Raw genomic sequence first — 26323 nt, 5'->3', positions numbered from 1 at the left:
AGAGGTTCTGAGGCGCAGTATCGGCGAGAATTCGCGCTTTCGCGAGACCGGTTGCGGCAGGCTGCCGGGAGCGGGGATACCAACCAAAAATGCAACATCACCATTCTGTGGACGCCTCGGGTGTCTTTTCCAGCCCCGTGGGGGCTGATCTGCGGGCCATGCTCGCACCCAGAGAGAACGTACTGGCGGCGTTACAGGTTGACCTGAGCGCGGACCTGCGGTTCGCCGCGGGCTGGGTGGTGGTGACGTCGCAGCGCCTCATCGCCTGCGAGCCGGGCGCAACCACCTGGCGCGCCTGGCCCCTGGGCGACGGCCTGTCCCTGCGGCTGCAGGACCATGGCGGCGTGGGCTCGCTGGAGCTGCACGGCCCCGCCGAGCGCCTGGCGCTGTGGCGCTTCACCCTGGCGCACCACGCCCAGGTGCTGCGCGTGGTGCAGCGGTTCGAGCAGCAGGTGGCCCGCGGCGACCTGGATGCCGAGGGCGACGTGGACGAGCCCGTGTGCCCCACCTGCCACACGCCCCTGCCGCCCGACACCGAGGAATGCCCCGCCTGCGCGCGCGCACAGCCGCCGCAGACGTCCACCTGGGTGCTGCTGCGCCTGTGGCGCTTTGCACGGCCCTACCGCAAGCACCTGGCTGCCGGTTTCGGGCTGACGCTGGCGTCCACCGCGGCCACGCTGGTGCCGCCGTACCTGACCATCCCGCTGATGGACGACATCCTGATCCCGTTCCAGAACGGCAAGCAGATCGACCCGGGCCTGGTGCTGCTGTACCTGAGCGGCCTGCTGGCATCGGCCCTGGCGGCCTGGGGCCTCTCCTGGGCGCGCACGTACATCCTGGCGCTGGTGTCCGAGCGCATCGGCGCCGACCTGCGCACCACCACGTACGAGCATTTGCTGCGCCTGTCGCTCGACTACTTCGGCGGCAAGCGCACCGGCGACCTGATGGCGCGCATCGGCTCGGAGACGGACCGCATCAACGTCTTCCTGTCGCTGCACGCGCTCGACTTCGTGACCGACGTGCTGATGATCATGATGACGGCGGCCATCCTGTTCTCCATCAACCCGTGGCTGGCCCTGGTCACGCTGGTGCCGCTGCCCTTCATCGCCTGGATGATCCACACCGTGCGCGACCGGCTGCGCACCGGCTTCGAGAAGATCGACCGTGTGTGGTCCGAGGTGACCAACGTGCTGGCCGACACCATCCCCGGCATCCGCGTGGTCAAGGCCTTCGCCCAGGAAAAGCGCGAGGCCGAGCGCTTTCGTGCGGCCAACCAGCACAACCTGGAAGTCAACGACAAGCTCAACAAGACGTGGAGCCTGTTCACCCCCACGGTGTCGCTGCTGACCGAAATCGGCCTGCTGGTGGTGTGGGGCTTCGGCATCTGGCTGGTGTCGCGCAACCAGATCACGGTGGGTGTGCTGACCGCCTTCATCGCCTACATCGGGCGCTTCTACAGCCGGCTCGATTCGATGAGCCGCATCGTGTCGGTCACGCAGAAGGCCGCTGCGGGCGCCAAGCGCATCTTCGACATCCTGGACCACGTGAGCAACGTGCCCGACCCCGCCCAGCCGGTGAAGGTGGACCGGGTCGAAGGCGCCATCGCCATGCGCAACGTCGGCTTCAGGTACGGCAGCCGCTCCGTGATCAAGGGGCTGGACCTGGACATCCGCCCCGGCGAGATGATTGGCCTGGTGGGCCACAGCGGCTCGGGCAAGAGCACGCTGGTCAACCTGATCAGCCGCTTCTATGACGTGAGCGAAGGCTCCATCCAGGTCGACGGCGTGGACGTGCGCCGCTTCGCCGTGGCCGACTACCGCCGCCACATCGGCCTGGTGCTGCAAGAGCCCTTCTTGTTCTTCGGCACCATTGCCGAGAACATTGCCTACGGCAAGCCCGAGGCCACGCGCCAGGAGATCATTGCCGCCGCCCGCGCCGCGCACGCGCACGAGTTCATCCTGCGCCTGCCGCACGGCTACGACTCGCTGGTGGGCGAGCGCGGCCAGGGCCTGTCGGGTGGCGAGCGCCAGCGCATCTCCATTGCCCGTGCGTTGCTGATCGACCCGCGCATCCTGATCCTGGACGAGGCCACCTCGGCCGTCGATACCGAGACGGAAAAGGAGATCCAGAAGGCGCTCGACAACCTGGTGCAGGGCCGCACCACCATCGCCATCGCCCACCGCCTGTCCACGCTGCGCAAGGCCGACCGCCTGGTGGTGATGGACCGCGGCGAGGTGGTCGAGGTCGGGCCGCACGACGAGCTGATGGAAAAGCAGGGCGCCTACTGGCGCCTGTACGAAGCGCAAGCCCGCCGCGCCGAAGAAGACGCCCAGGCCGCTGGCGTCGTCATTGTCGACAGCAGCCTGCTGCACCCGGCGCACCCTGCCGGCAACGCCTGAACGAACCGCTGGAGCCTGCGATGAACGACGACGCCCACACTGCCAACGCCCGCCCTGCACCCCGCGCCGCGCTGCCGCTGGCCGCTTTCACGCTCAGCCGCAACGCGCATGGCCGGCTGGTGCTGACCTTTGCCGATGGGACGGTGCACGAGAGCATCACGCCCGTGCGGGCGTTTCCGATCGCCGCGCCGGGCGAGGGGCTGTCCCTGGTCGGCACCGACGGGCATGAGCTGGTCTGGGTGGACCGCATCGCGCAGCTGGAGGCGGATTCCCTGCGCCTCATCGAAGAAGAACTCGAAGCCCGGGAGTTTGTGCCCACTATCGAGAAAATTGTCGCCGTGTCGAGCTTCTCGACCCCCAGCACCTGGGATGTGGTGACCGACCGCGGTACGGCCAAGCTGGTGCTCAAGGCCGAAGAAGACATCCGCCGCCTGGGCGGGCGCACCCGGCTGTTGATCGCGGCCAACGACGGCCTGCAGTTCCGCGTGCCCGACACCACCGCGCTGGACAAGCACTCGCGCAAACTGCTCGAACGGTTCCTCTGACGTCGGGCCGCGCCTGCGGCCTCTCCAGACGAGCACCCCAGTGGCGGCGCTGCGCACGCCCGCGCACATCTGCGCATTCGGGTCTTTGCATCTCCGGCATGACGAGGGCGCTGTACGACGCTGCCCGGAGCGCCAATGGCCTTCATGGGGCCCTTGGATCGCATGGCGCCGGGGCATTGCCGCACTGCATGCCCCCCGTTGACAGTCGCCTTGCGCGAAAGCGGCTTCGATTTCGTCTTTTTCTGCCAAAAGGCGCGGCCACAACGGTGCGCCGGCTTCTGCATCTTCCGATCCAATCATCCTGAGAACCGCACCTATGGCGGCTCAAGGCCGTCTTAAGGCCCGCGGGCGGTTGCAAACGCCATCAAACACCTAGGGAAAACCCTATTTTTTGTTTGATCGGTGAAAAAGACCTAAATTTCCCTTTCTTTTTGCCGTAATGAAGTACGAAGAAGGTGAAAGACCCTCTGCACGTTTTTACCAACTACCGGGCCCTCGTCATGCAAATGCCACCTGTCGACCGATCGCCGAGTTGGCGTCCTCAGGGCGCTGATTTGTATTCCACCGGGGCTTCGGGCGCGCCACCCGTGCGTCCTGTCAACGCTCCCAACCCCGTCGAGTCCATGGACCGGCTGGGCGAGGGCGCCATCGTGCGAGAGCCGGACAAGCCGTCCAACCCCGACACCGCCAACCGCGACTGGACCGAGGTCAAGAAAAAAGACACCGTCGAGGAGCCGCCGGAGCCCCCCAAGGAGCCCATCTACAAGCAGCTGCTCGAACTGATCCAGTCCATGTGGCGCGCCAGCGGCAGCGCGGTGGAAGTGGCCCAGGACATCAACAAGATGACCCTGCAGGAGCGCCTGGCCCAGCAGGCCAAGAACGAGCCGCTGATCTACTCGGACCCGAAGGTCAAGCGCACGGGCGGGCTGTAGGCGGGCAGCGTCCGGTCGGTGCGGTCCAACAAAAAGCGCAGTGCGGTATCGCACTGCGCTTTTTGTTGGGGCGGTCGCGGGGCTCTGCGCTGGGCCGCCAGGGGGCCGGCAGAGGGTTGAGCGTCAGCTGGTGAATGCTATAAAAAATATAGCTGTTGGCGCTTGATGGATGGGCGGTAGCGGCCTTTTTGTGCTGTGAATCGATAGAAATCGATAGAAATCGCGGGAGTCGATGGGATCGTCGCAAGCTGCCAGGCAGTGGCCCGTCCCGACCGGTGGGTATCTGTGGGTATCTGCATCTCCCCAAGAGCTTCCGTCCCCCGCGCGGCCTTCACCAGAACCGCGTGCCTCCCATCAAGGCTTCTGGTCCGATGCCGCTGGGGCAGGGGGCGATGCCGCCGTCCCCGCCGCCTGGGCAGCCTGCGCGGCCTTGTTCCGGTCCCGCTCCGCGCGGTACTTGGCGGCGAACGCGCGCACTTCTTCGTACGACACGAATCCGTCTCCATCGGTGTCCGCTTCGTCGAAGGCGGCGGCCAGGCGGGGGAACAGCTTGACCTCGCTGCGGCTGAGCTTGCCGTCGCCGTTGAAGTCCAGCATCTTGAACTCGCGCTGGGCCTTGATCTCGCCCTTGCTCAGCCCCGCCTGGGGTGCATCGGCGGGGGCGGTGGCCGCTGGGGGCTGCGCGGGCGCGGCGGTCTGGGGGGCCTGGGCCAGGGCGGCGGTGCCGGCTGTGGCCATCAGGGCGCCCCAGGAGCAGCCCACCACCCAGGTCCGCAGGGAAATTCTCTTGCGCAAATCATGCTCCTTCAAAGCTCGGCCACGATGGTTGCACAGTTGGGCGCCGCAAGGTCGATTGCAACCGGGGCTTTGCAGGGATTCACCCGGCGTTGCACAAGCTTTGCAGAACTTTTCTGCAGGCCCTGGTGGCATTCCGTCGCGGACCGCAACGTTGGCGGTATGGCTTGACCCTCGCCGCCCGGTGGCCTGCTCACCCGGCGGCTGGCGTGGGCGGGTTGGAGATGCCGCTGTTCACATGCCCTGCCGGCACATGGCGCGCTGCAGACGCCACGTGGCTGCGCTGGTCGTCGAAGAAGAAGTCGGGTTCGAACTCGCGCAGGAACGGGCCTTTTTCGAGGCCGCCGAGAAACATCGCTTCGTCCACGGTGATGCCCCAGTCCATCAGGGTGCGCACGGCGCGTTCGTGCGCCGGGGCGCTGCGGGCGGTGACCAGGGCGGTGCGGATGCGCATGGTCTTGGAGGCGTCGGCCTGCTGCTGCAGCCGGTGCAGCGCCGCCAGCAGGGGCTTGAAGGGACCGCCGGCCAGTGGCAGGGCGGCCTTGGTCACCTCGTTGGCCTGGAAGGCGGGCAGGCCGCCCTCCTGGTAGATGCGCTCGGCCTCGTCGGAGAACAGCACGGCATCGCCGTCGAAAGCGATGCGCACCTCGTCGGGGTACCTGTCGCCCGCGGGCGTCGAATCGGTCATCACCCGCGCAGCCGGAAAGCCGATGCTCAGCGCCTGCTGCACGTCCTTTTCATTGGCCGACAGGAACAGGTGGGAGCCCAGCGGCCGCAGGTAGGCGAACGGGTTGCGCCCGCGGGTGAACACGCCGCGTTCGATGTGCATGCCGGCCGCCTGGGCCGACGCGAACACCCGCATGCCGCTGGCCGGGTCGTTGCGCGAGAGCATGACCACCTCCACACGCTGCACATCCGCCGTGTTGAAGGCCAGCAGCTTGCGCACCAGCGGAAGCGCAATGCCCGGGCGCGCCGGCTGGTGCACCAGCTCCAGCTGGCGGCGCATATAGCCGGCCTCGTCGCCGGACTCGAAAATGCGGTTTTCTTCCTCCAGGTCGAAGAGGGCGCGCGACGAGATCGCGACCACCAGCTTGTCGTCCAGCGTCACGGCCATGTGGGGAACTCCATCGCAGGGCGCAGCAGCGCGCCGATGTTGCGGTAGGCAGCCGCTGCCCGTGCCGGCGCCGCGCGTGTGGGCAGGGCTTTACCGGCCCGTCGGGTGCGTCCTGCTGGCGACTCCAGCGCAGACTGTGGCAGCGCCAAGCGGCTCAAGGGGTGCTTCATGAACCCGTGCTTCATTTCACGAACTGGTTGAGCTGGATGATGGGCAGCAGCACGGCCAGCACGATCATCATGACGATGAGGCCCATGCCCACGATAAGCAGCGGCTCCAGGATGGTGGCCAGCGCCATCGCGCGGCGCTGCACCTCGGTCGACAGCTGGCGTGCGGCGCGCTGCAGCATCACCGGCAACTGGCCGGTCTGCTCGCCCAGCCGCGCGAACATCGACAGCAGGCCCGGAAAGCGCTTCTTCTGCGCCAGGGCCGAGGCCAGCGGCGCGCCTTCGCGCACCAGCACCAGCGCATCGAGTGCGTCGGCGCGCAGCGCCTGGTTGCTCAGCGTCTCGGCAGCCGCCTGCAGCGCCTTGAGGATGGGCACCCCGGCCCCCGACAGCATGGCCAGCGTGCCGGCAAACCGCGCCGCGTTGTAGCCGCGGGCCAGCTTGCCGACCAGCGGCAGGTTGAGCCACGCGGCGTCGAACCTTTCGCGCACCGAGCCGATGGTCAGCGCCCAGCGCCCGCCAAGGGCCAGCAACACCACGGCCAGCAGCAGGGCCCAGCCGTAGTTGCGCACGAAGGCGCTGATGCCCAGCATGGCGACCGTCAGGAAGGGCAGCGCGCGCTTGGTGCCTGCAAACACGCTGGCCACCTGCGGCACCACGTAGCCCACGAGGAACAGCACGATCACGATGGCCACGATGGTCACGATGGCGGGGTAGAGCGCCGCGCCCATCAACTTGGCCTTGAGCGCCTGGCGCTCTTCGAGGTCGTCGGCCAGCCGCTCCAGCACCATGCCCAGGTTGCCGCTGTGCTCGCCCGCGCCGATGACGGCGCAGTAGATGTCGGAGAACTCGCGCCGGTGCTGCGACAGCGCGCGCGCAAAACTGGAGCCGGCATTGACCTCGGCCCGCAGCGCCGCCACGAGATGGCGCTGGCGCTCGTCCTCGGCCTCTTCGGACAGGGCCGTGAGCGCACGCTCCAGCGGCAGGCCCGAGGACACCAGCCCCGCGAGCTGCCGCGTCCAGATCGACAGCGCCGTGGCGCCGAACACCGGCCGCGTGAACAGGCGCTGGCCCAGGCCGGGCGCGCCGCCATGGGTGGACTGGCCGGTCTGCACCATCTCCACCACCAGCGGCACCAGCGCCTGGGCCCGCAGCAGGCCGCGCGCGGCCTTGGCGGTGTCGGCCTCCATGAGGCCCTTGCGGGTCTGCCCCTGGGCGTCCAGGGCTTCAAAGGAAAAAGCGGGCATGCGGCGTGGGCTTGGGGCGTGTGAAAGCAGTCGGTACGCCGGCAGCCCATGTCAGGGCGTGTTCACCGGCGCATCAGTCGGTAGCCCGAGATGGTAGCCGCTACCTGCGGCCCCTGGCGTGACCCCTGGCTCTGATGCCGGTGCATCGCCGGACGCACGGCCTCATGCCGTGACGGCCGGGCCGCCGGCCGGCAGTGCCAGGGCCGCATGCGCCTGCGCCGCAATCTCCAGCGAGCGCAGCCGCAGGGCCGGGTCGTACAGGTCGCTCACCAGCATGAACTCGTCGGCCTGCGTGGATTCGGCCAGTTGCGCCAGGCCCGCGCGCACGGTCTCGGGCCCGCCGATGACGGCTGCCGCCAGGAAGTCGCCAATCGCCGCGCGCTCCTGCGGCTGCAGGCGGGCGGCGAAGTTCTCGACGGGCGGCAGCAGGCGGCGGCGGTCGCCCGTCAGGATGCCCAGTACGCGCTGGTAGGTGCTGCTGGCCAGGTACTCGGCCTCGTCGTCGGTAGGCGCGGCGATCAGCGGCACGCCGATGGCCAGGTACGGCTTGGGCCAGGCGGCAGACGGGCGGTACAGGTTGCGGTACAGGTCGATGGCCTGGTGCAACAGCCGCGGCGCAAAGTGCGATGCGAAGGCATAGGGCAGGCCGCGCTCGGCCGCCAGCTGCGCCGAGAACAGGCTCGAGCCCAGCAGCCAGATGGGCACATTGGTGCCCGCACCCGGCATGGCGATCAGCCGCTGGCCTGGCACCTCGGGCGCCAGCAGGCGCTGCAGCTCGGCCACGTCCTGCGGAAAGTCGTCGGCCGTCTCCACCCGGCTGCGGCGCAGCGCGCGCATGGTGGCGGGGTCGGTGCCAGGCGCGCGGCCCAGGCCCAGGTCGATACGGCCCGGGTACAGCTCGGCCAACGTGCCGAAGGCCTCGGCCACCACCAGCGGCGCGTGGTTGGGCAGCATCACCCCGCCCGAGCCCACGCGAATGCGCGACGTGCCGCCCGCGATGTGGCCCACCAGCACCGCTGTGGCCGAGCTGGCAATGCCCGACATGTTGTGGTGCTCCGCCAGCCAGTAGCGGGCAAAGCCCAGCTTTTCAGCATGTTGTGCGGTGCGCAGGGCGATCTGCAGCGCCTCGGCCACCGTGCCGCCTTCGCGGACGGCAACCAGGTCGAGCATGGACAGGGCGGAACGGGGGGCAGTGGAAGTCATGCACCTATTGTCTTGCGCGCAAGGTATTTGTGCCGGCAGGGTCACCAGAGCCGGCTGCGTCAGAAGGGTTGCCTTCGGGCCGAACAGGCACGGCGCAATTTTTTGATAGCCAAAAATGCGCAAGCGACACAAAATGTTTCAAGGCATTTCTGGCGGGACGATTTTCGGCCCCGTGCACGAGGCTTTTACCGGTAATTAGCATGGGTTTTTTCAGCCGCCTGTTCAAGATCAAGGAACAAGATCCCACCAGCCCCGACACCACCTGGGCCCTGGAGGAAAACGGCAGCGAACTGGTGCTGGATGCCGAGTACGCATCAATGCTGATGACCGAGATCGACATCGACGCCGCCGTGGCCAGCCATGAGCGGTGGCGCCTGCAACTGCAGGACATGGTCAACGGCCGTTCGCAAGAGGTCATGCGCCCCGAGCGCATCTGCCAGGACGACCGCTGCGACCTGGGCCGCTGGCTCTACGGCACCGGCAAGGTGCGCCTGGGGCATTTTCCGGCGTTCGCGATGCTGGTCGCGCGGCACAAGTACTTTCACCAGCAGGCGGCCGATGTCGTGACGCTGTTCCAGGCGGGGGAGCGGCAAAAAGCGGTGCAGTTGCTCAACAGCAGCTGCCGGCATGCGTCGAACCAGGTGTTGTTGTTGCTCAAGGAGCTCAAGCGGGGTTTGGGGCGGTGAACTGACCGTTTGATTCTCAACGTGCTTTGCACCAAAGTGCTGACTAAAAAAGCATTGTGTTTGGTGGCGAGCCCCTGCGACCGCTGATGCACGGCTCTTACATCTGTTGACACGGGAAATTCGAGAAAAACCGTCTTCAGTGGATATTCTCCGGCGCGCATTGATTGGCTGTTCATGACAGCCTCAGCGCACCAAAAATACCAACTGAAAGCTAAGAGGGATTCCCGATGGACCGCCATCCACAGTTCACGCTCGCCACTTTGGCATCTGGCGTAAGCGCAGTCTCGCCCGTGTGGAGGCAATTCGAAGTGGGCGAGGTGCTCAATGCCGGTGTGGACCTGACCCGGTCGGGTAGTCAGACCGAGGCCCCGGTAAGTATCTACTTCGTCCAGTTGGCCGCAGAAAGCGATCGCGTCTACCGCCTCGCCCTCGCAGGCCGCCTCTGCGGTTCGCGCCTGAGCAAGCTCACCGGCCTGGGCACGATGGCCAAAGAAGGTGTCAGCAAGGGCTCCATCCGGGCCGCACAGTGCACCAGCACTTTGCGCAAAGCAATCTCTTGCGCGAAGCAGTTGAAGATGCAGCAGGCCTGAACGAAAATGATGCCTACCAATAAGAACACCAGTGTCTATTGCCATCCCATGGGCTGTCCAAGGCCGATTGAGTTGTCTGACGCAAGCAGTTTGCTTTGGCGCCTCAAAACTTTGTACGAAGCTACTACTTCAGTCGCTAGCGATGCCACTCAGTTTTGGGCCGATATAGCTGTTCAGTCGAAGAGTCCCCTTGCCCCGTTGGCAAACATCCCAGGCGGCTTTGCTGCTCTATGGACTCCGGAAGTGGCGCCTGTTACTGCGCTTACTTTGGGTGCGGCTGGCTTCTCGTTCGTCAACATCCCCAAAACGCTGGTTCACTTCTCTACTACGGCCGGAGCGAGGGGAATTGTGGCGGATTCCGCCATCAATCCATCGCTCAACATGCTCAAGAATGCTTTGTTCGGGCCAGGTATTTATCTCGCAAGGGTTGGACGTCCAGTCAATCTTTTTATCAACAGAACGTCGTTAACTCCTATTGTTATTTCGACTCCCGCAGGTGTTGCTAGAATCGTTCCGTACCTCGTTTATGTTCGTTGGGGTGTCACTCCTTTGGCGGTTAATATTATAAATAAATGAAGTTTAGAAAAATACTCGAATACACTGCGGTCCCTTTTGCATGGGGCTGTTGGCTATGGGTGTTTTACAGTCATCAATGGTGGTGGATGGCTATTTCAGTTATTCCATATATCTTGCTGAGAAATAGGTCGTAGGTTGTCTGGGTTTGATGATTTTGATGAAATCATTTGTGGTCTTCATTCTCGTATTGATTGGCTGTCAAGAGTCGCAGATTAATTGGCGGGCAACTGAGTGTGTAGATGTTTGTAAAAATGACGATAGTTTTGAAGTTTTATTTCGTATATTGCCTGGGGAAATTTGTGGCTTGTCGTTGCACTGGGAGGCCACGAAAGCCGCTGGATATAAAAAAGTAATATGTGAAGCAGGCGAAGGTTGGGTGGTTGATGACAGGTCATTCAAGCGCGTAGACTAGATTCTGCGGAGGTCGCGTGTCTGCACGGAATGAGAAATGCTGACAAACTGGATCAATCAGATAAATCGCTACTTTCTGGACACTATCGCCAAGCGGACCCACCGTAGATATCGTTCATCAAGCCAAACGCTGCTGCCCATGTCGCCAGCGCTCATTGACCAGTTGGTGCGTCTTGACCTGGCTTCTCACGCAGGGTTCGTCGGCGAAACATGGGTCTTGTGGGGCTCGCCTGTCGATGGCACACCCACCGCGATCAACGAAACCGATCCTGGCTGGCAAACTATGCGCAGTGCGCTTGAGCAAAACGGGCGATTGAACGTAGCCTTGCATGAGGCTGAACTGCGCTTGCTGGCTGATATGCGCCGCCAACCGATTTGCCTTATCCGCGGTGCCGAAACGCCTTCATAACAAGCTGTAGAAGATTTGCCCCCAACGTGAGGCTGCGGGCTATTTTGGAGATCCATGACAAACCATTTAACTTTCTCAATTGATAGCGGCCGCTCCGCAGAGATTGAGAATTGCACTGATGATTCTCCGTTGCCCTTCGCAAAGTCTTCGACTCGCGGCTCGTTACGAAGGCTTGTGCGCTGCGGTTCCGTGTTGGCTTTGACCATGGCAGGAATAGCGAGCTATGCCGGCCAGCACATGCCCGAATTCGTCTGGAAGCCAGAGCCTCCCGTGCCCATGGACGAGACTGAAAAAGAGGGGCTCGCCCACGCCATGGCGATGACCCCGCACACAGTGGTGGTCGTGCACACCCGCCTCACCATCGTGCCCGTCCCCAGCCCGGATGTGCCGACCGGGCTCTATGACCCGGACGAAGGCCGCACGATGACCGAAGAGCGCCATGTCTACGAAGGGCGCGTGGTCGCCACCTTGCGCGGCAAGCCCATGAAGCGGGTCCGCTATGAGGTGGTTGTCGACCGCGGAGACAGCACGGCCCTGTCTACAAAGCCCGCCATCGTGATGCTCTGTCGCGGCCCCAACGGTTTTTACTGGGGTGGTGTGGGGTCGCATTTCACAGCGTCGCGCGAAGCCGTGGCCCTGGCGCGCAAAGTAGGGAAAGACTTGGCGGCGAAGCCAGCGGGCAAGTTTGGTTACTGCGATGGATGACGCAGTGCATGCCCTGACGTGCTGAGCATGGGGCGAAGGGGGCAAGATGGCCATCCGCTCGCCCGGTTCACAGCAGCTGGCGTGCCTGCCTTAGGCATCTGCGGTCTTTCCTTTGACCTCAACCTCAGAGCGCTGACCTCTGACCCTTCCCCCCTGCCTCAATAGCTCCGCCCACCCTTGTACATCGCATGCTGCCGCCGATTCAGCGTGGCCGCCTCACCCAGCCGGCCCATGGCGGCCCCCGCATGCGCATGGGTGATGGCCATGCCCAGGCCATCCGCTGCATCGGTACCCGGCAGGCCGGGCAACTGCAGTAACCGGCGCACCATCTCCTGCACCTGGCTCTTGGCCGCGCGGCCGTGGCCTACCACGGCTTTTTTCATTTGAAGCGCGGTGTACTCGGCCACCGGCAGGTTGCTGGCCACCAGGGCCGTGATGCACGCGCCGCGCGCCTGGCCGAGCAGCAGGGTGGACTGGGGGTTGACGTTCACGAACACGATCTCGACCGAGGCCACATCGGGCTCGTAGCGGGCCGCCACTTCGGTGATGCCGTCGAACAAGATCTTCAGGCGGCCGGGCAGGTCACCCAGCGCCAGCGTGGTGGTGCGGATGGTCCCGCTGGCCACGTAGCTGAGCTTGTGGCCGTCCATGTCCACCACGCCGAAGCCGGTGGTTTGAAGGCCAGGGTCGATGCCGAGAATTCGCATTGCTATTGTTTTGCTATTATTTTTGTAGCTTCTGGCGCCTGTCTATCAAGCGGTAGAAGGTTTTTTTCTTATAAACCGAAGTACCAGCGCACCGAGTGGAAGAACACCGGTGCCGCAAAACACAGCGCGTCCACCCGGTCGAGCAGGCCGCCCGCGCCGGTGACCGACATGCCCTGCATGCCCCAGCTCGTGATGCCGCGGTCGCGTTTCAGGGCCTTCATCACCAGGTGCCCCAGGCTGCCGGCCACGCAGGCCAGCAGCGCCATGCCCAGTGCCTGGCCGGGCTTGAAGGGGGTGATGAAGGTGAGCAACCCGCCCATCAGCCCCCCGACCGCCACGCCGGCGAGCCAGCTGGCCCATTGAAAGCTCTGGCTCACCTGCGGCGCCACGGGCCTGTGCGGAAAGCGGCGCCCCAGCAGGTGCTGCACGACCATGCAGGTCTGCACCACGAAGACCAGGAAGAACACCAGGAACGCGCCCTTGTCCTTGTAGCCCGGAAAGTCGAGCAGCAGCAGCGCGGGCACGTGGCTCATGCCGTATACGCAGACCATGATGCCCCACTGCAGCTTGGCGTTGCGCTCCAAAAAGCGCTGCGGGTCGTTGGCCAGCGCGCTCACCACGGGGATCGCCAGAAACACGTAGACGGGGATGAACACGGTGAACAGGTCGAAGTGCTTGCTGCCCACGATCCAGAACTGCAGCGGCAGCACCACGAAGAACGCCAGCACCAGGCTGCGGTGGTCGCCCCGCCGTGTGGGCGACAGCGTAATGAACTCGCGCAGCGCGAAGAACGCCACGATGGCGAACAGCACGGTGGCGACGGTCTCGCCCAGCACCCAGCCCACCCAGAACACCGTGGCCATCATCCAGGACGTCTTGAGCAGGCCCCAGAAGCGCTTGGCCTCCACGACGCGTGCTTCAGCCTGCGGGTCGTCGCTGGCATGCTCGCGCAGATTGCGCACGAAGGCCCACACGGTGACGATGGACAGGATGCCGAACACGGCCAGGAACAGCGCCCCGATCTGCTGCGTAGCGGTGAGGTTGCGAAGGAAGTCGTTCATGGTGGTCAAACTTCCCGCAGGGCGATCACCGCGCGGCGTGCACGGTCCAGAAAAGGGCGGCGTTCTTCGCCGGATTCGAGCGCAATCGGCGTGCCGAAGGTCACCGAACACAGGATGGGCACCGGCACCACTTCGCCCTTGGGCATGACGCGCTGCACGTTGTTGATCCAGGCGGGCACCAGCACCACCTGCGGGAACATCTGCGCCAGCTTGAAGAGGCCCGACTTGAACGGCTGCGGCTCATCACCATGGCCGCGCGTGCCTTCCGGAAAGATCACGATCGAGTCGCCGCTCTCCAGCGCACGCACCAGCGGCGCCAGCGGGTCCGATTCAGGCAGGGCCGTGCGCAGCTCTTCGGGCGTGGGCGCCCGCGGCGGCGCTTCGGGTGACGGGTCGGGGCCGCCCGCCGTCGCGGTGTCGGCGTCTGATGGCGGGGTGGACATGGCGTCGATCACGCTTCCGACGTCCGGGGCTACCGGTGCCGCCGGAGCGGGCGGGCGTGCTGGCGTGGCCTGCCGGTCCACATACACGGCGTTGAACACGGCGGTGGTGATCCACTGGCGAAACGGCGTCTTGGTCCAGTAGTCCTTGGCCGCGATGGGGCGGGTGATGCTGCGCAGCTCCTCCGGCAGCGCGGCCCAGATCAGCACCATGTCGGCGTGGCTCTGGTGGTTGGCGAAATAGATGCGCTGCTCGGCCTTGGGCGGGCAGCCATACCAGCGGGCCTGGGAACCGGTCAGAAACCGCACGATCCCCAGCAGGAGAAGACTCATCAACTTGGCAAGCATGGGCGGGATCATACGGGGCGAGGTGCGCAGGCCAGGGCGGGGCGCTGCTGAATGGGGGCTGCATGCAAAGAAGTCGCAGGGTGAGGAACTCCCGGCGTCCGCCTGTTACTCAGTGGTCACTGGATTGACCAGGCAGGAGCACGACCATGAACCCCACATCCGACGCAAACCACGTCGACCTCAGCACCCCGGAAGGCATCGCCGATGCTTTCGTCAACCATGGAATCACCCTGGCCTCGGTCAAGGGGATTTCCGACGATGACCTGGAGGCGCTCTATGCCGTGGCTTACGAGCACCTGGCCGAGGGCCGCGCGCAGGACGCGGTGGAAGACCTGCTCCTGCTGGTGACGCACGACGCCTGGGAGCCGCGCTTTCAGTTCGCCTATGCGCTGGCCCTGCAGATGCTGGGGCACCATGAGGCGGCCGCACAGCACTACGCACAGGCGCTGCTGATGGACGCCACCAATGCGGGCTGCATCCTGCGCCTGGGTGAATGCATGGAAGCGATGGGCAACGCCCAGGAAGCCGAAGAAGCGTTCCGCGCGTGCATCCAGTTGAGCTACCTGGGCCCCGAGCACCACCTGGTGCGCGCCCACGCGCAAGCCCGCCTGTCCAGCCTGACCGGAGGTGCAGCATGAGCTCTCCCATCGGCGTAGGAATGGGCCGGCCGGCCAATCTGTTCTCGACCACGGGCAGCGGGCCCGCGCAGCAAGCCACCAGCACGGCGCAGGCCTCTTCAGCGCAGGCGCCGGTGTCCCTGACGCTCCCCCCGCCGCCGCGCAGCGACGTGACGGCTGGGCAGGCAGACCGGGTCCGGTCGGTGGCCTCCGAGCCCGTCCGCGAAGGCTCAACGACCGGCACGACATCGCGGGCTGAAGTGGCCAAGGGCAAGCTGGTGGCCGCAGGCAACAAGCTGCTGGAAGCCCGGCAGGAGGGCGTGGACGTTGCCAAGACATCGTTCTGGAAGAAGGCGCTGGGGGTGGCCCTCTCGGCCGTGGCGGTGGGTGTGGCCGTGGGTTTGACGGCCATATCGTTTGGCGGCGCCACGCCGCTGCTGGCGCTGGCCTGCGTGAACTTTGCGGTGTCCACCGGCGATGCCGTGTGCGCCTATCGCAACATGCGCAACATGGAAGCCATTGCCGACCACAGGCCTCCGCCGTACGAAAAACTGCCCATGGGTAACAGCATCGTGGCCAACGTGGTGCACGGGGCGCTCACCCGGTGCGGTGTGGGTGCAGAGACGGCGTCCACTGCCGCCAAATGGACGGGCATCACGGTGGGCGTGGGCCTGGCAGTGGCTTCGGTCGCCGTCAGCGCGGGGCTGTCGGGTTTGCCCGCTGCCTATGACCTGGCGGGCAAGGTGGCATCGTCGGTCGGCACCGCGGTGGCCGTCGCGTCCACCGTCGGCGGGCTGTTGACCGACGATCTGGACCGCGAATTGCTCAAGGAAAGTCTCGACGAAGTCCGTGGGGAGGTGATGGCCTTGAAGGAGCCCGAGCATGGAAGCACTGCACTGGATCCGGACGGCGGGCTGGTGGCGTCCGCGTTGATCCGCTCGCTGGACGGCAAAGATACGGCCTCGGCCACCGAACTGCACGAAAGCGCGCTCACCGACGCAGGCCGCACCAAAGATGCCGTGACCGGCGCCGTGGGCGTGTTCAAGGCCGTCGACCCTGCGATCGGGGTGATGAGCATGGTCAAGGGCGCGATCATGGGGTGAGGCGCTTCGGAATCGGCGCGCTGGCTGCAGGCGTTGCTACACGCGAGCCACAGGCTCGGCCTGTATCAAAGCACGTTCAGAGCACGTCGATTCTGATCACGTTCTGGTTCACGGCGCCCAGAGGTTGCGCAATGCACACCTCTGGGTATTTGTTGATGTTCTGCAGGAGCCGGGGGTTCAACGGCTCGGTGTAGAACACCGCTTTCACGCAGGTGAGTTCATCGGGCCTGGTCACCGTCTCCAGCAGGTGAGCCATGTGCGCTTTCATGCGTTCTTCGGTATGGTAGGGCGAGAGTTCACCCGACCCATCCATGCGGAACACGACCAGATTGATTTTGAACTGGTGCCCGTCGATGGACCTGGATGGAAGGCTGCCCACCCAGCATCCGTCTATCCGTGGGTTTGCGCGGACCGCATCGCGGAACAGCCCCCGGGCCGCGGCCGGCAGAGGCTCCAGCGGTTCGTTGGCGAACCGGCTCCAGAGGTCCCGGTCGAAGAAGGCGGCTGTCCAGCGCAACGCGGCGTCCAGTTTTCTGATGGACCGTTCGATGGCTTGCGCGCAGTCGCTTTGCAAGCGGTACTCGGAGATTCTTCGCAGCGCTGGCACCGCCATCTTCTTGTTCAGCCGGACGGCGGCCTGCAGATGGTCGATGCCGTCCTCATCGTCGTTATCGAGCAAGGCACAGCCGAGCTCGTAGTTCAGGTAAGCGTTGGCAGGATGGTCTGCCACCAGTGCCCTCAGCGCGTCCACTGCCGTGGTGGATGTGGACAGTGACGCCATGGCAACGGCCTGCAGTGCCACGTCGTTCGGGTGGGCATCGGCCTGGGCCTGCAGCCAGCGCAATCGGTAGTGCGCGAAGTACCATGCATCCCGGTGCTTGCCCACCCATGCCGCCTGGTGCGCCTGAAAGATGGACGCCCAGTCGTTCGGAAAGGCTTCGGCACCCGCGCAGACGCCATGCCATTGCGGCGGCTCGATGGTGACGCAAAGGTGGTCTGCGCGCTGTTGGAGGCGGGGGTGGGTGTCGTACAGGCGTGTGGGGCGCGCCTGGGCCGCCGCCAGCATCGGGGCGAAGGCCGGCGCGGCGTAGCGCTGTATGTGTTCGAGGGTGGTCTCCAGGATGTTCGGGGGCGGGGAGTCCGACTGGAGCTTCCATTGCACCCAGTCCTGCTGCATCACATGCTGCTCGATGTGCTGGTGCAGCTCCACCTTCACCAGCGCGTCGATCAGGCTGCCGGCCAGGCCCGCACGCTGGGCGCAGGCGTCGGCTTCGTATTCGCACTGGTGTGACCAGGCAGAAGACTGGCGCAGGAAGTACGGAATGAACCAGCGGGCCACGAGCTTTTGCGCCGACTGGATGAACCCGTCCGCATCGGACCTGTGTGCCAGCAGATAAATGCCCCACTTGTACCTGACGCGGTAGACCCAGTGGCCCGCCCGATTGTGCTGCCGTGAAAAGTGCCCGAGCTCATGCGCCACCACAGCCTTGACTTCATGGCTGGAGAGGCACTGCAGCAGGGGCAGTCCGATACGGAGGGTTCGGCGCGCGCCCAGCCCCATGAACCCGGGCGATACGTAGGCCGAAGCGTTGACCTCGTCGGTCAACACGATGCGGTGAATCCTGCCCCCGTCCACGGCCGCCGACAGCGCGTGGACCCACTGGTGCAGCACGCTGCCCGGCGCGACGGTAATCGCATCCCGGTCGTCGATAGGGTCTGGCTGGATCGCCCACACGACCACCAGAAAAAGCGTGGCGCCGATCAGCAGCGCAGTGGTGGGCGGATAAAAGATGGCGCTGAGCAGGGTGAATGGCACTACGGGAACGAGCGCCAGGATGTAGTAAATGCCTTCTGCCAACAAGCACAAAACTATCAGTTTGAGTTTTTGAACAATCGGAAATTGCATGGCGTTTTTGGATGTGTCGCCGATTGGAATGCCAGACCCGCGGCGTGTACAGACCGGGCTGCGCGATGGGGGCAAATTGCAACAGTCACCGCAGGCGCGCTGCAATGCGCGGCCCTGCACGGCGGCCGTGCATGTCACCGTACATGTCGCCGTCATGCCGGGCCGGCAGGCGGGCAAAGAAAGCTTGCCCATGAAACAGTGCAGGCATAAGGTGAATGAAAGGTACTCCCAGAAGTACCGATGGGGTGGGGTAAACCCTTGCGCATCTCAAAAGCTGAATCCACCGGGGCGCCTTTGTCGTATGTGCACCTGAGCCCTCTTGCTCACAACAGTCCATTCACCAGGAGATCTCCATGCGATTGAAGAAACTCAGTCTGGGTGCGCTTGCGGCATTGGCCGCTTGCACAGCCGGCGTCAGCTTGGCGTCTAGCCACCGCGAGGCGCCGTTCATCACGACCCAGCCCAAGGTCGATGGGGCGGATTTCTATCTCTTCAACAGCTATGAGTCGGGGCGCGGCGGCTTCGTCACCATGATCGCCAACTACCTGCCGCTGCAGGACCCGTACGGCGGCCCCAACTACTTCAGCCTGGACCCGAATGCGCTGTACGAGATCCATATCGACAACAATGGCGATGCCTCGGAAGACATCACCTTCCAGTTCCGCTTCAAGAACACGCTGAACAATGCAGGCGCCGGCATCACCCTGGACATCGGCCCCGACGGCAACCGCAAGAAGGTCGCCATTCCGCTGCGCAATGCCGGCGGCATCAGCGGCGCTGCGGCAGACCCGGTGTCCTACCGTGAAGAGTACGAGATGTTCATCGTGCGCGGCGACCGGCGCACCGGCAAGCGCGAGCAGATCACGATGGCCGGCGGGGGCACCACCTTCACCAAGCCCATCGACTACATCGGTGAGAAATCGCTGGGCAACGCCGCAGCCTACGACGCCTACGCCGGCAAGTACGTGTACGGCATCAACGTGCCGGGCTGCGCCACACCGGGCAAGGTGTTCGTGGGCCAGCGGCAGGACCCGTTCCCGGTCTCACTGGGCACCATCTTCGACCTGGTCAACGCACCGGCCGCGGTCATCACCAGCGAGGCCAATGCCGCTGCCTTTGGCGCAGGCCAGATTGCCAACAAGAACGTGACCTCGCTCGCGGTCGAGATGCCCACCAACTGCCTGACCGCGGCATCGGGCGAGAAGGTCATCGGCGGCTGGACCACGGCCAGCCTGCGCCAGGCCCGCGTGCTCAACGGCAAGCCCGACTCGGGCCTGCAGGCCACCGAGAAAGCCGGCGGCGCGTGGACGCAGGTATCGCGCCTGGGCATGCCCCTGGTCAATGAAGTCGTCATCGGCCTCAAGGACAAGGACAAGTTCAATGGCTCCAAGCCCAAGGACGATGCCGCCAACTTTGCGGACTACGTGACCCACCCCACGCTGCCGGCGCTGATCCAGGTGCTGTTCGGTGCACAGGCGCCCACCAACTTCCCGCGCACGGACTTGATGACCGCGTTCCTCACCGGGCTGCCCACGGTCAACCGCCCGGCCAACATCACGGCGCTGGGTACGGGTGGCCCGCTGGCAGAAATGCTGCGCTTGAACACGAGCATTGCAGCCACCCCCGCAAGTGCCCAGAAATCGCTGGGCGTGGTGGCCGGCGATGCTGCTGGCTTCCCCAACGGACGCCGGCTGGGTGATGATGTGGTGGATGTCTCGTTGCGCGTGGCCATGGGCGCCCTGTGCACGCTGACCGGGGCCAACGATGCGCTGAAGGTGGGCTGCAAGCCTTCCGATGCGCCGGCAGGCGGCGTCGAGTTCGTGGACGGTTCGCGCACCAAGGCCACGGATTACAAGCAGGCCTTCCCCTACGTCAACACGCCGCTGCCAGGCGCCAAGAACTTCTGATGCGAGGAATGCAACCATGCTGAACATCAAGATTCAACAAGCCGCCCTGGCGGCTGCAGGTGCCCTGGCGCTCACAGCGTGCGGCGGCGGCGGCGGCAGTGACAGCGCAGGGCCGGTAGAGGGCCCGCGCGTGGTCGATGCCTTTGCCTACACCCAGCCGATTGCAGCCACCCTGCAGGACACGGCAGAGCCAGCGTCGGTGGACCAGATCGTGCTGTCCACCAGCGACACGGACGAGCCAGACACCCGTCTGTAGATCGTTGCCCGGGCCACGGCTGCGCGGATGGCCGCGCGGCCGTGGCATGGCCTGCGCGGGCGTTCCAGCCCGCCTTTCTCTCATTGCCGTCCATCCCGGCCCATCCAGGCTCATCCCATGAAAAAACCTGTCCGCCTCTTCTGGGGGATCTGCCTTGCCTGCGGCCTCGTGACCTCGGCGGCGGCCGCCCTGCAAGACCTGCATCCGGCGTCCGACGCGGAGGTGATCGAGATCCTGCCCGCGCGGATCAGCGTCACGCCGGCCACACCCCAGGCGGCGGCTGTGGCCGCGCGCCGCTGGATCACCCTGGCACGCGAGACGGCCGACCCCCGCTACCTGGGCCGCGCACAGGCCGTGCTGGCCGTGTGGTGGGGCAAGCCCGATGCGCCTGCCGAGCTGGCGGTGCTGCAGGCCACGGTGGAGCAAAGCCGCCATGAATTCGACGCCGCACGCAAAACACTCCAGCGTGCGCTGCAGGCCGACCCCGCGCAGGTGCAGGGCTGGCTGACCCTGGCCACGCTGGAGCGGGTGGCCGCCCGCTACCCCGCGTCCGAGAGCGCCTGCCGCAACGTGGCGCGCCATGGCGCCGCCCTCTATGCCACCGCCTGCCTGCTCGAAAGCCGCTCCCTGCAGGGCCACAGCGATGCCGCGCGCAGCGGGTTCAGTGCGCTCATCCAGCAAGCACGCGAACCGGCCGACCGGGCCTGGCTGCAGTCGCTGCTGGCAGAAAGCGAAGAGCGCGCCGGTCGCGACGATGCCGCCGATGCGGCCTACCGCGCCAGCCTGGCCGCAGCGCCTGACGGATACACCGCCCTGGCCTACGCCGACCTGCTGCTGCGCCTGGGCCGCCCGGCGGATGCGGTAGAGGCGCTGAAGGCCCAGCCCGCCAGCGACGCCGTGCTGCTGCGCCGTGCCCACGCCCTGCGGCTCATGGGCAACACCGTGCAGGCGCAGGCGCTCTCGACCGAGCTGGAGGCCCGGTTCGCGGCCCTTGCAGCGCGTGGCGAGGCCCTGGACGCACATGCCCGTGAGCGCTCGCTGCTGGCGCTGTGGCTGCAGGGGCAGCCCCAGGATGCCTGGCGCGCGGCGCAGTCCAACCTGGCCCTGCAAAAGGAGCCGCTCGACTGGTGGCTTGCATTGCAGACGTCCGAACAGTCCGGTGATGCGGCCGCGCATCGCAAGGTGGTCCAGGCCTTCCAGGGTACGGGCCTGCAGGACGCTCGCCTGGCGCGCTGGCAGGCGCGGGGGAGCAACAAGTGAGGCACACGCTCCTGTTCCGACAAGCATTTATCGCGGCGGCCCTGGTTGCTGCCTGCGCCGCGGCACCCTCGGCATGGGCGCACAAGGCCAGCGACGCCTATCTGCGCGTCAACGACACCAGCGATGCAGCATCAGCAGCATCAGCAGCTTCAGCATCAGCAGCTGCGGCAGTGCCAGCAGCGCCCGCAGGCACCGTGGCGCTGCAGCTCTCGCTGGCGCTTAAGGACGTAGACGCCGCAGTGGACCGCCTGGACGCCGATGGCGACCGCCGGCTCACCTGGGGCGAGATCAAGCAGGCCACGCGGGCGCTGGCCGAGTGGGTGGAAAAGGGCATCGAGTGGCGCTGTGGCGATGCAGTGCAGCCCGTGGCCTGGCGCTTCGACGCGCTGGAGCAGCGCACCGACGGGCGCTATATCCGCATGGCGGCCGCACTCGACTGTGGCCCGGCGCAGACGCTGGCGATCGACTACCGCCTGATGCAGGGGATCGACCCCACCCATCGCCTGCTGGTCAGCGGTCAACTGGGCGGCCAGCCGCTCGCTGCAGTGCTGGCACCCGACGATCGTTCGCGCACCGATCTGCGCGCGGTGGGCCGCGGCACTGCCGCACAGGAGGGGGTTGCAGCGGCCCGCGGTGGCCCGGCCACGCTGGTGCACTTCGTTGCCGAGGGTGTGCACCACATCCTGGAGGGCTATGACCACCTGGCATTCCTGCTGGCCCTGCTGCTGCCCATTTCAATGCTGCGGCGTGGCGGCAGCACGCAGGGCGCAGCATCGGCCGTGCCGGCTGCAGGCCCGCATGGCGGTGCCCGCTGGGGCGGCCTCAAGGCGCTGCTCATCACCGTGACCAGCTTCACCGTGGGCCATTCGATCACCCTGGTACTGGCGGGCCTGGGCTGGGTGACGGTGTCCGGCAACTGGGTCGAGCCGGCCATCGCCATCAGCATCGGCGTGTCGGCGTTGCTCAACCTGTTCCCGGTGAAGGGGTTGCGCAGCGACCTGCTGGCGCTGTGCTTCGGGCTTGTGCACGGGCTGGGATTCTCGGGCGCGCTGATCGAGGCGGGCGTCTCCGGCGGCCTGCTGGTGTGGGCCCTGGCGGGGTTCAACCTGGGGGTCGAGGCGGGCCAGCTCATGGTGGTGGCCGTGTGGTGCGCCGTGTCCCTGGTGTTGGCCCGGTGGGCGGGCTACGGCACCATCGTCGTCAAGGGCGGGTCGGTGGCACTGATCGTGCTGTCGCTGTACTGGACGGTGCAGCGGGTGGCGTTTTCCGGCTGATGGCGTGCGCAGCATGACCCCTGATCCATTTGTCTTCAGAAACGCAAAAAACCGTTCACGTTGAGCCATTCGACGGGCTCAAGACAGACTTGTCGAAGCGCCGCGCAAGGCTTCGACAGGCTCAGCCCGAACGGTCTTGAAAGAGTGAACGCACATCCGCAGGCATCCTCGCAAGGACAACATGAAGCTCTCACGCATGACATCGCCGCGTCCGTTCGCGCTCGGCATCCTCATGGCCGGCACGGCCACCATGGCCTCCCTGCAGGCTGGGGCCCAGCAGCCCACGCACCTGCCCGAGGTGGATGTGCGCGGCCCCAGAGACATGGCCATCGGAGTGGCCGACAGTGCCAGCGAAGGCGCGGTGGAAAAAGAGTCCTTTCAGGCCCGCCCCAAGCTGCGCCCCGGTGACATCGTCGAGGCGGTGCCCGGTGTCGTGGCCACGCAGCACTCGGGGGACGGCAAGGCCAACCAGTACTTCCTGCGGGGCTTCAACCTGGACCATGGCACCGACTTCTCGGTCACGGTGGATGGCATGCCGGTCAACATGCCGACGCATGGCCACGGCCAGGGCTTTGCCGACCTGAACTTCCTGATCCCCGACCTGGTGTCGGGCGTGCGCTACCGCAAGGGCCCTTACTTTGCCGACAGCGGCGACTTCTCGGTGGCAGGCAGCGCCTCGCTGGACTACATGAGCGCGCTGGATGCGCCGTTCGCCGAGGTGACCCTGGGCCCGCACAACCTGCGCCGCCTGCTGGCCGCTGGCTCGCGCACCCGGGACGACCAGACCTGGCTGGGCGCCATCGAGCTCGAGGGCAACGACGGCCCTTGGGACGTGCCCGAGCGCCTGCGCAAGATCAACGCCGTGGTGCGCTATGCGCAGGGCTCGCCCACACGCGGCTTCAGCGTCACGGGCATGGCGTATCGCAACCGCTGGAACGCCACCGACCAGATTCCCGAGCGCCTGATCGACAGCGGCGAGCTGCCGCGCTTCGGCTCTCTCAACCCCACCGATGGCGGCAGCTCCCGGCGGCTGAGCCTGTCCGGCAAGTGGTTCGACAACGACCCGCAGGGCCAGACCCAGGTCAGCGCCTACGCCATCGACTACCGGTTCGACCTGTTCTCCGACTTCACCTACTTTCTGCGCGACCCCCTGCAGGGCGACCAGTTCGAGCAGTCGGACCGGCGCCGCGTGTTGGGCGCACAAGCCTCCCGCAGCGTATCCAACCGCATCGCGGGCCTGGACGGGGTGCTCAGCCTGGGAGCGCAATGGCGCGGCGACCGCATCGGCGAAGTAGGGCTGTACAACACGGCGGCCCGCCAGCGCCTGTCCACGGTGCGCAACGACAAGGTGTCGCAAGACATGCTGTCGGTACATGTGCAGCAGTTCGTGAGCTTCACCGAGCGCCTGCGCGGCTACGCCGGGCTGCGCGGCGACCTGCTGCGGTACGACGTGCAAGGCCGCGAGGCTGTCTACGGCGCTGCCAACAGCGGCACCGGGCACGACACCCTGGTCAGCCCCAAGGCAGGCCTGGCCTGGGCGGTCACCCCTGCCCACGAGCTGTACCTGAATATGGGCGTGGGGTCGCACAGCAACGACGTGCGCGGGGCCACCATCCAGGTCGACCCGCAAAGCGGTCTGCCTGCCGACCGCGTGCCCGCACTCGTCCGGGGCGTGGGCAGCGAGATCGGCTGGCGCTACCAACCCGGTGACGACCTGACCGTTACCACGGCGCTGTGGCAACTCAAGCTCGATTCGGAACTGGTCTACGTGGGCGACGCGGGCAGCACCGAGCCGGGCCGCACAAGCTACCGCCGCGGCATCGAAACTACGGTGCGCTGGAAGCCCAACGCGCGCTGGCGCCTGGAGGCCGATGCGGCGTTGTCGCGTGCGCGTTTTCGCGGCACGGCGCCTGCGGGCGAAGGCAACCACATCGACAACGCGGTGGAGCGTGTGCTGGCCGTGGGCGGGGTCTATACCGAGGGGCCGCTGACCGCATCGCTGCGACTGCGCTACATGGGCCCGCGGGCGCTGGACACGCTCAACTCCGTGCGCTCGCGCGCCAACACCGTGCTCAACGCCGGCCTGCGCTACGCCGTGAACAAAGAGCTCACGCTGGGCCTGGATGTGTTCAACCTGGCCGGTAAAAAGGGCAACGACATCGAGTACTTCTATGCGTCCTGCACGGCCGGAGAATCGGCACGGGGCGACTGCAACGGCGTCGGCATCGAGGGGCGCCACGTGCATCCCATGGAGCCACGCAGCGCACGCCTGAGCGCACGCTGGACCTTCTAGTGGCACTGCGAGTGGATCGCCCCGGGTGCGTCAGCTAGCGCAGCGACGGGTGCGCCGTGTGTGGCGCCAAAACGCCAGCGTGGCGCATTCCGCTTGCAGCACGTGGCCTCGCCGCCTTAGTATTCGGCCCTTCCAAAAACCCCCATCTCTGCGAGATTCACATGCCCCGCATTCACCGTTCCTGCTGAACGACACGCCACACGAAGCCCGCGGCCTCAAGCCCCGGGTTATGCCACTCGTGTGCGAATGCGATAAGCCAGTGAAGCACGATCTGCCGGCCGCGTCCTAGCGGCTGCGCCATCGCTCCACAGCGCTTGAAGCCTGCCATCCGCGATCACCGCGCGATGTGCTGCGTTGTCTTCGGCCCGTCCCAGGCCCCGATTGTTCGGGCCTGGTTCGCACCCCACCGGAGACTGTCATGACGCACACCATTCTTTTGCACAACCGCGAACTCGCGAAATACCCCCGTACGCCCCATCTGCAGGGGTCCCGCTACCAGCCCGGCGACAAGGGCGACCCTGTACCGTTGAGCGCCCTGAGCGGCCTCACCCTGGTGGTCGAAGAAAAACTCGATGCCGCGAACGCGGGCCTGAGCTTTGATGCCGCAGGCCAGCTGTGGCTGCAGTCCCGCGGCCACTACCTGGACGTGGACCGCATGGGCGGCCGCGAGCGGCAGTTCAACCTGTTCAAGCAGTGGGCCCGCGCGCACGAGTCGCGCCTGCTGCAGGTGCTGGAAGACCGCTACGTGATGTACGGCGAGTTCATGCACGCCAAGCATTCGGTGTACTACGACGCGTTGCCGCACCTGTTTTGCGAGTTCGACATCTGGGACCGCGCGACGGGCGAGTTTCTGGACACCTCGCGGCGACATGCGCTGCTGGCACCGCTGCCGGTGGTGTCGGTGCCGGTGCTGTACGCCGGGCCCGCACCGCAGCGGCTGCAGGACCTACAGGCCATGGTGGCGCCCTCGCTCGGCCGCACGGCGCGCTGGCGCGACGCCTTCGATGAAGACGTGGCGCGCCTGCAGCTCGACCGGGCCTTGTGCTGGCGGCAGACCGACACGTCGGAGCTGGCCGAAGGCCTGTACCTCAAGGCCGAGGCGGACGGGAAAACGGTGGGGCGCTACAAGCTCGTGCGGCCGGACTTCATCCAGACCATTCTGGATTCGCAGTCGCACCACAGCGAGCGGCCGATCATCCCCAACCGCTTAAGGCCCGGCGTCGACCTGTTCGCGGCCGAGGTGGACAAGCACTGGCCGCTGCCAGGCGGCGGGCGCTGGCCCGGTGCTTGACGCAATGACCCGCCGGGTGCCATCCCGGCACCCATCAACGGCCACGGCCCGGCGCGCAGGCGCAACGTGCTGACAGAGCGC

The 26323-nt window shown here is 66.0% G+C and carries 25 protein-coding genes; 16 read left to right on the top strand and 9 right to left on the bottom strand.

Translation table 11 applies throughout. The features are described from left to right. The first annotated feature begins 89 nt into the window (after positions 1-89). The 3 genes from ACSQ3D_RS11760 to ACSQ3D_RS11750 all read left to right on the top strand — a co-directional run bounded on the left by ACSQ3D_RS11760 (position 90) and on the right by ACSQ3D_RS11750 (position 3876). Positions 90-2399, top strand: a complete 2310-nt coding sequence (locus ACSQ3D_RS11760; RefSeq protein WP_056167318.1) for an ABC transporter ATP-binding protein — start codon at positions 90-92, stop codon at positions 2397-2399. 20 nt (positions 2400-2419) lie between these two features. Continuing rightward, entirely contained in the window at positions 2420-2944 is a 525-nt protein-coding gene (locus ACSQ3D_RS11755) for a DUF1854 domain-containing protein (protein ID WP_436127003.1), read from the top strand. Positions 2945-3444: 500 nt separating this feature from the next. Further along, positions 3445-3876 carry a hypothetical protein gene (locus tag ACSQ3D_RS11750; protein ID WP_056167321.1) on the top strand — a complete coding sequence of 144 codons (432 nt, stop codon included), beginning with the start codon at positions 3445-3447 and terminating at the stop codon, positions 3874-3876. 354 nt (positions 3877-4230) lie between these two features. Here ACSQ3D_RS11750 and ACSQ3D_RS11745 read toward each other — a convergent pair whose 3' ends face one another. From ACSQ3D_RS11745 to ACSQ3D_RS11725, 5 genes are all read right to left on the bottom strand, one after another. After that, a complete protein-coding gene (locus ACSQ3D_RS11745) occupies positions 4231-4614 on the bottom strand; it encodes an EF-hand domain-containing protein (protein WP_436127205.1) in 384 nt (127 codons plus the stop codon). Between the two features lie 250 nt (positions 4615-4864). Continuing rightward, positions 4865-5785, bottom strand: coding sequence for a 5'-nucleotidase (locus ACSQ3D_RS11740; RefSeq protein ID WP_056417558.1), 921 nt, complete (start codon positions 5783-5785; stop codon positions 4865-4867). Beyond that, positions 5776-5955, bottom strand: coding sequence for a hypothetical protein (locus ACSQ3D_RS11735; protein WP_436127002.1), 180 nt, complete (start codon positions 5953-5955; stop codon positions 5776-5778). Before ACSQ3D_RS11735 ends, ACSQ3D_RS11740 begins: the two co-directional genes overlap by 10 nt. Positions 5956-5966: 11 nt before the next feature. Beyond that, a complete protein-coding gene (gene gspF, locus ACSQ3D_RS11730; RefSeq protein WP_056417563.1) occupies positions 5967-7199 on the bottom strand; it encodes a type II secretion system inner membrane protein GspF in 1233 nt (410 codons plus the stop codon). A gap of 162 nt (positions 7200-7361) precedes the next feature. Beyond that, positions 7362-8402: an LLM class flavin-dependent oxidoreductase gene (locus ACSQ3D_RS11725; RefSeq protein ID WP_056417566.1), complete on the bottom strand. Its 1041-nt coding sequence runs from the start codon at positions 8400-8402 to the stop codon at positions 7362-7364. Between the two features lie 200 nt (positions 8403-8602). On the opposite strand from ACSQ3D_RS11725, the gene ACSQ3D_RS11720 reads away from it, so the two are divergent. From ACSQ3D_RS11720 to ACSQ3D_RS11700, 5 genes are all read left to right on the top strand, one after another. After that, on the top strand, positions 8603-9088 hold the full coding sequence (locus ACSQ3D_RS11720; RefSeq protein ID WP_436127001.1) for a CZB domain-containing protein: 486 nt from the start codon (positions 8603-8605) through the stop codon (positions 9086-9088). Between the two features lie 227 nt (positions 9089-9315). Beyond that, entirely contained in the window at positions 9316-9678 is a 363-nt protein-coding gene (locus ACSQ3D_RS11715; RefSeq protein ID WP_436127000.1) for a hypothetical protein, read from the top strand. Between the two features lie 72 nt (positions 9679-9750). Then, positions 9751-10254: a hypothetical protein gene (locus ACSQ3D_RS11710; protein WP_436126999.1), complete on the top strand. Its 504-nt coding sequence runs from the start codon at positions 9751-9753 to the stop codon at positions 10252-10254. 448 nt (positions 10255-10702) lie between these two features. Beyond that, a complete protein-coding gene (locus ACSQ3D_RS11705; protein ID WP_436126998.1) occupies positions 10703-11074 on the top strand; it encodes a hypothetical protein in 372 nt (123 codons plus the stop codon). 276 nt (positions 11075-11350) lie between these two features. After that, positions 11351-11779 carry a hypothetical protein gene (locus tag ACSQ3D_RS11700; protein ID WP_436126997.1) on the top strand — a complete coding sequence of 143 codons (429 nt, stop codon included), beginning with the start codon at positions 11351-11353 and terminating at the stop codon, positions 11777-11779. Positions 11780-11937: 158 nt separating this feature from the next. On the opposite strand, the gene ruvC is transcribed toward ACSQ3D_RS11700, so the two are convergent. The 3 genes from ruvC to ACSQ3D_RS11685 form a co-directional block, all read right to left on the bottom strand. After that, positions 11938-12486 carry a crossover junction endodeoxyribonuclease RuvC gene (gene ruvC / locus ACSQ3D_RS11695; protein WP_056417572.1) on the bottom strand — a complete coding sequence of 183 codons (549 nt, stop codon included), beginning with the start codon at positions 12484-12486 and terminating at the stop codon, positions 11938-11940. 68 nt (positions 12487-12554) lie between these two features. Beyond that, positions 12555-13547 (bottom strand): phosphatidate cytidylyltransferase, encoded by a 993-nt coding sequence (locus tag ACSQ3D_RS11690; protein WP_056169095.1) that lies wholly within the window; start codon positions 13545-13547, stop codon positions 12555-12557. A 5-nt stretch (positions 13548-13552) separates the two neighbouring features. Then, complete coding sequence (locus tag ACSQ3D_RS11685) at positions 13553-14335, bottom strand: lysophospholipid acyltransferase family protein (RefSeq protein WP_056169098.1); 783 nt, start codon at positions 14333-14335, stop codon at positions 13553-13555. A gap of 146 nt (positions 14336-14481) precedes the next feature. Here ACSQ3D_RS11685 and ACSQ3D_RS11680 point away from each other — a divergent pair, with 146 nt between their 5' ends. Together ACSQ3D_RS11680 and ACSQ3D_RS11675 are read left to right on the top strand one after the other, a co-directional pair. Next, positions 14482-14973, top strand: a complete 492-nt coding sequence (locus tag ACSQ3D_RS11680; RefSeq protein ID WP_436126996.1) for a tetratricopeptide repeat protein — start codon at positions 14482-14484, stop codon at positions 14971-14973. Then, a complete protein-coding gene (locus tag ACSQ3D_RS11675) occupies positions 14970-16055 on the top strand; it encodes a hypothetical protein (protein WP_436126995.1) in 1086 nt (361 codons plus the stop codon). Before ACSQ3D_RS11680 ends, ACSQ3D_RS11675 begins: the two co-directional genes overlap by 4 nt. A 76-nt stretch (positions 16056-16131) precedes the next feature. Here the strand turns inward: ACSQ3D_RS11675 and ACSQ3D_RS11670 are convergent, their stop codons facing one another. After that, positions 16132-18153 (bottom strand): M48 family metalloprotease, encoded by a 2022-nt coding sequence (locus tag ACSQ3D_RS11670; RefSeq protein WP_436126994.1) that lies wholly within the window; start codon positions 18151-18153, stop codon positions 16132-16134. 161 nt (positions 18154-18314) lie between these two features. Here ACSQ3D_RS11670 and ACSQ3D_RS11665 point away from each other — a divergent pair, with 161 nt between their 5' ends. From ACSQ3D_RS11665 to ACSQ3D_RS11640, 6 genes are all read left to right on the top strand, one after another. Next, a complete protein-coding gene (locus tag ACSQ3D_RS11665) occupies positions 18315-19868 on the top strand; it encodes a DUF4331 domain-containing protein (protein WP_436126993.1) in 1554 nt (517 codons plus the stop codon). 16 nt (positions 19869-19884) lie between these two features. Beyond that, a complete protein-coding gene (locus ACSQ3D_RS11660; RefSeq protein WP_436126992.1) occupies positions 19885-20124 on the top strand; it encodes a hypothetical protein in 240 nt (79 codons plus the stop codon). A gap of 117 nt (positions 20125-20241) precedes the next feature. Continuing rightward, the gene (locus ACSQ3D_RS11655; protein WP_436126991.1) at positions 20242-21384 is read left to right on the top strand and encodes a hypothetical protein; all 1143 of its coding nucleotides are present in this window, start codon (positions 20242-20244) and stop codon (positions 21382-21384) included. 170 nt (positions 21385-21554) lie between these two features. Continuing rightward, positions 21555-22658 carry a HupE/UreJ family protein gene (locus ACSQ3D_RS11650; protein WP_436126990.1) on the top strand — a complete coding sequence of 368 codons (1104 nt, stop codon included), beginning with the start codon at positions 21555-21557 and terminating at the stop codon, positions 22656-22658. 232 nt (positions 22659-22890) lie between these two features. Further along, a complete protein-coding gene (locus ACSQ3D_RS11645; protein WP_436127204.1) occupies positions 22891-24951 on the top strand; it encodes a TonB-dependent receptor in 2061 nt (686 codons plus the stop codon). A 418-nt stretch (positions 24952-25369) separates the two neighbouring features. Next, entirely contained in the window at positions 25370-26242 is an 873-nt protein-coding gene (locus ACSQ3D_RS11640; protein WP_436126989.1) for an RNA ligase family protein, read from the top strand. The last annotated feature ends 81 nt before the right edge of the window (positions 26243-26323 follow it).

The organism is Acidovorax sp. LjRoot117, assembly GCF_964252695.1.
Taxonomy (GTDB): domain Bacteria; phylum Pseudomonadota; class Gammaproteobacteria; order Burkholderiales; family Burkholderiaceae_C; genus Acidovorax.
Note: the sequence above shows the minus strand (reverse complement) of the source record. Positions and strands in the feature narration are given on the sequence as shown.

What these genes read in the sequence shown, in the direction of transcription:
- ruvC (WP_056417572.1), bottom strand. Translation starts at nt 12,486, where the DNA reads ATGCGAATTCTCGGCATCGACCCTGGCCTTCAAACCACCGGCTTCGGC.
- ACSQ3D_RS11720 (WP_436127001.1), top strand. Translation starts at nt 8,603, where the DNA reads ATGGGTTTTTTCAGCCGCCTGTTCAAGATCAAGGAACAAGATCCCACC.
- ACSQ3D_RS11690 (WP_056169095.1), bottom strand. Translation starts at nt 13,547, where the DNA reads ATGAACGACTTCCTTCGCAACCTCACCGCTACGCAGCAGATCGGGGCG.
- ACSQ3D_RS11705 (WP_436126998.1), top strand. Translation starts at nt 10,703, where the DNA reads ATGCTGACAAACTGGATCAATCAGATAAATCGCTACTTTCTGGACACT.
- ACSQ3D_RS11760 (WP_056167318.1), top strand. Translation starts at nt 90, where the DNA reads ATGCAACATCACCATTCTGTGGACGCCTCGGGTGTCTTTTCCAGCCCC.
- ACSQ3D_RS11640 (WP_436126989.1), top strand. Translation starts at nt 25,370, where the DNA reads ATGACGCACACCATTCTTTTGCACAACCGCGAACTCGCGAAATACCCC.
- ACSQ3D_RS11735 (WP_436127002.1), bottom strand. Translation starts at nt 5,955, where the DNA reads ATGAAGCACCCCTTGAGCCGCTTGGCGCTGCCACAGTCTGCGCTGGAG.
- ACSQ3D_RS11700 (WP_436126997.1), top strand. Translation starts at nt 11,351, where the DNA reads ATGGACGAGACTGAAAAAGAGGGGCTCGCCCACGCCATGGCGATGACC.
- ACSQ3D_RS11685 (WP_056169098.1), bottom strand. Translation starts at nt 14,335, where the DNA reads ATGCTTGCCAAGTTGATGAGTCTTCTCCTGCTGGGGATCGTGCGGTTT.
- ACSQ3D_RS11665 (WP_436126993.1), top strand. Translation starts at nt 18,315, where the DNA reads ATGCGATTGAAGAAACTCAGTCTGGGTGCGCTTGCGGCATTGGCCGCT.
- ACSQ3D_RS11745 (WP_436127205.1), bottom strand. Translation starts at nt 4,614, where the DNA reads ATGGCCACAGCCGGCACCGCCGCCCTGGCCCAGGCCCCCCAGACCGCC.
- ACSQ3D_RS11740 (WP_056417558.1), bottom strand. Translation starts at nt 5,785, where the DNA reads ATGGCCGTGACGCTGGACGACAAGCTGGTGGTCGCGATCTCGTCGCGC.
- ACSQ3D_RS11645 (WP_436127204.1), top strand. Translation starts at nt 22,891, where the DNA reads ATGGCCGGCACGGCCACCATGGCCTCCCTGCAGGCTGGGGCCCAGCAG.
- gspF (WP_056417563.1), bottom strand. Translation starts at nt 7,199, where the DNA reads ATGCCCGCTTTTTCCTTTGAAGCCCTGGACGCCCAGGGGCAGACCCGC.
- ACSQ3D_RS11725 (WP_056417566.1), bottom strand. Translation starts at nt 8,402, where the DNA reads ATGACTTCCACTGCCCCCCGTTCCGCCCTGTCCATGCTCGACCTGGTT.
- ACSQ3D_RS11715 (WP_436127000.1), top strand. Translation starts at nt 9,316, where the DNA reads ATGGACCGCCATCCACAGTTCACGCTCGCCACTTTGGCATCTGGCGTA.
- ACSQ3D_RS11750 (WP_056167321.1), top strand. Translation starts at nt 3,445, where the DNA reads ATGCAAATGCCACCTGTCGACCGATCGCCGAGTTGGCGTCCTCAGGGC.
- ACSQ3D_RS11655 (WP_436126991.1), top strand. Translation starts at nt 20,242, where the DNA reads ATGAAAAAACCTGTCCGCCTCTTCTGGGGGATCTGCCTTGCCTGCGGC.
- ACSQ3D_RS11675 (WP_436126995.1), top strand. Translation starts at nt 14,970, where the DNA reads ATGAGCTCTCCCATCGGCGTAGGAATGGGCCGGCCGGCCAATCTGTTC.
- ACSQ3D_RS11660 (WP_436126992.1), top strand. Translation starts at nt 19,885, where the DNA reads ATGCTGAACATCAAGATTCAACAAGCCGCCCTGGCGGCTGCAGGTGCC.
- ACSQ3D_RS11670 (WP_436126994.1), bottom strand. Translation starts at nt 18,153, where the DNA reads ATGGGCAAGCTTTCTTTGCCCGCCTGCCGGCCCGGCATGACGGCGACA.
- ACSQ3D_RS11755 (WP_436127003.1), top strand. Translation starts at nt 2,420, where the DNA reads ATGAACGACGACGCCCACACTGCCAACGCCCGCCCTGCACCCCGCGCC.
- ACSQ3D_RS11680 (WP_436126996.1), top strand. Translation starts at nt 14,482, where the DNA reads ATGAACCCCACATCCGACGCAAACCACGTCGACCTCAGCACCCCGGAA.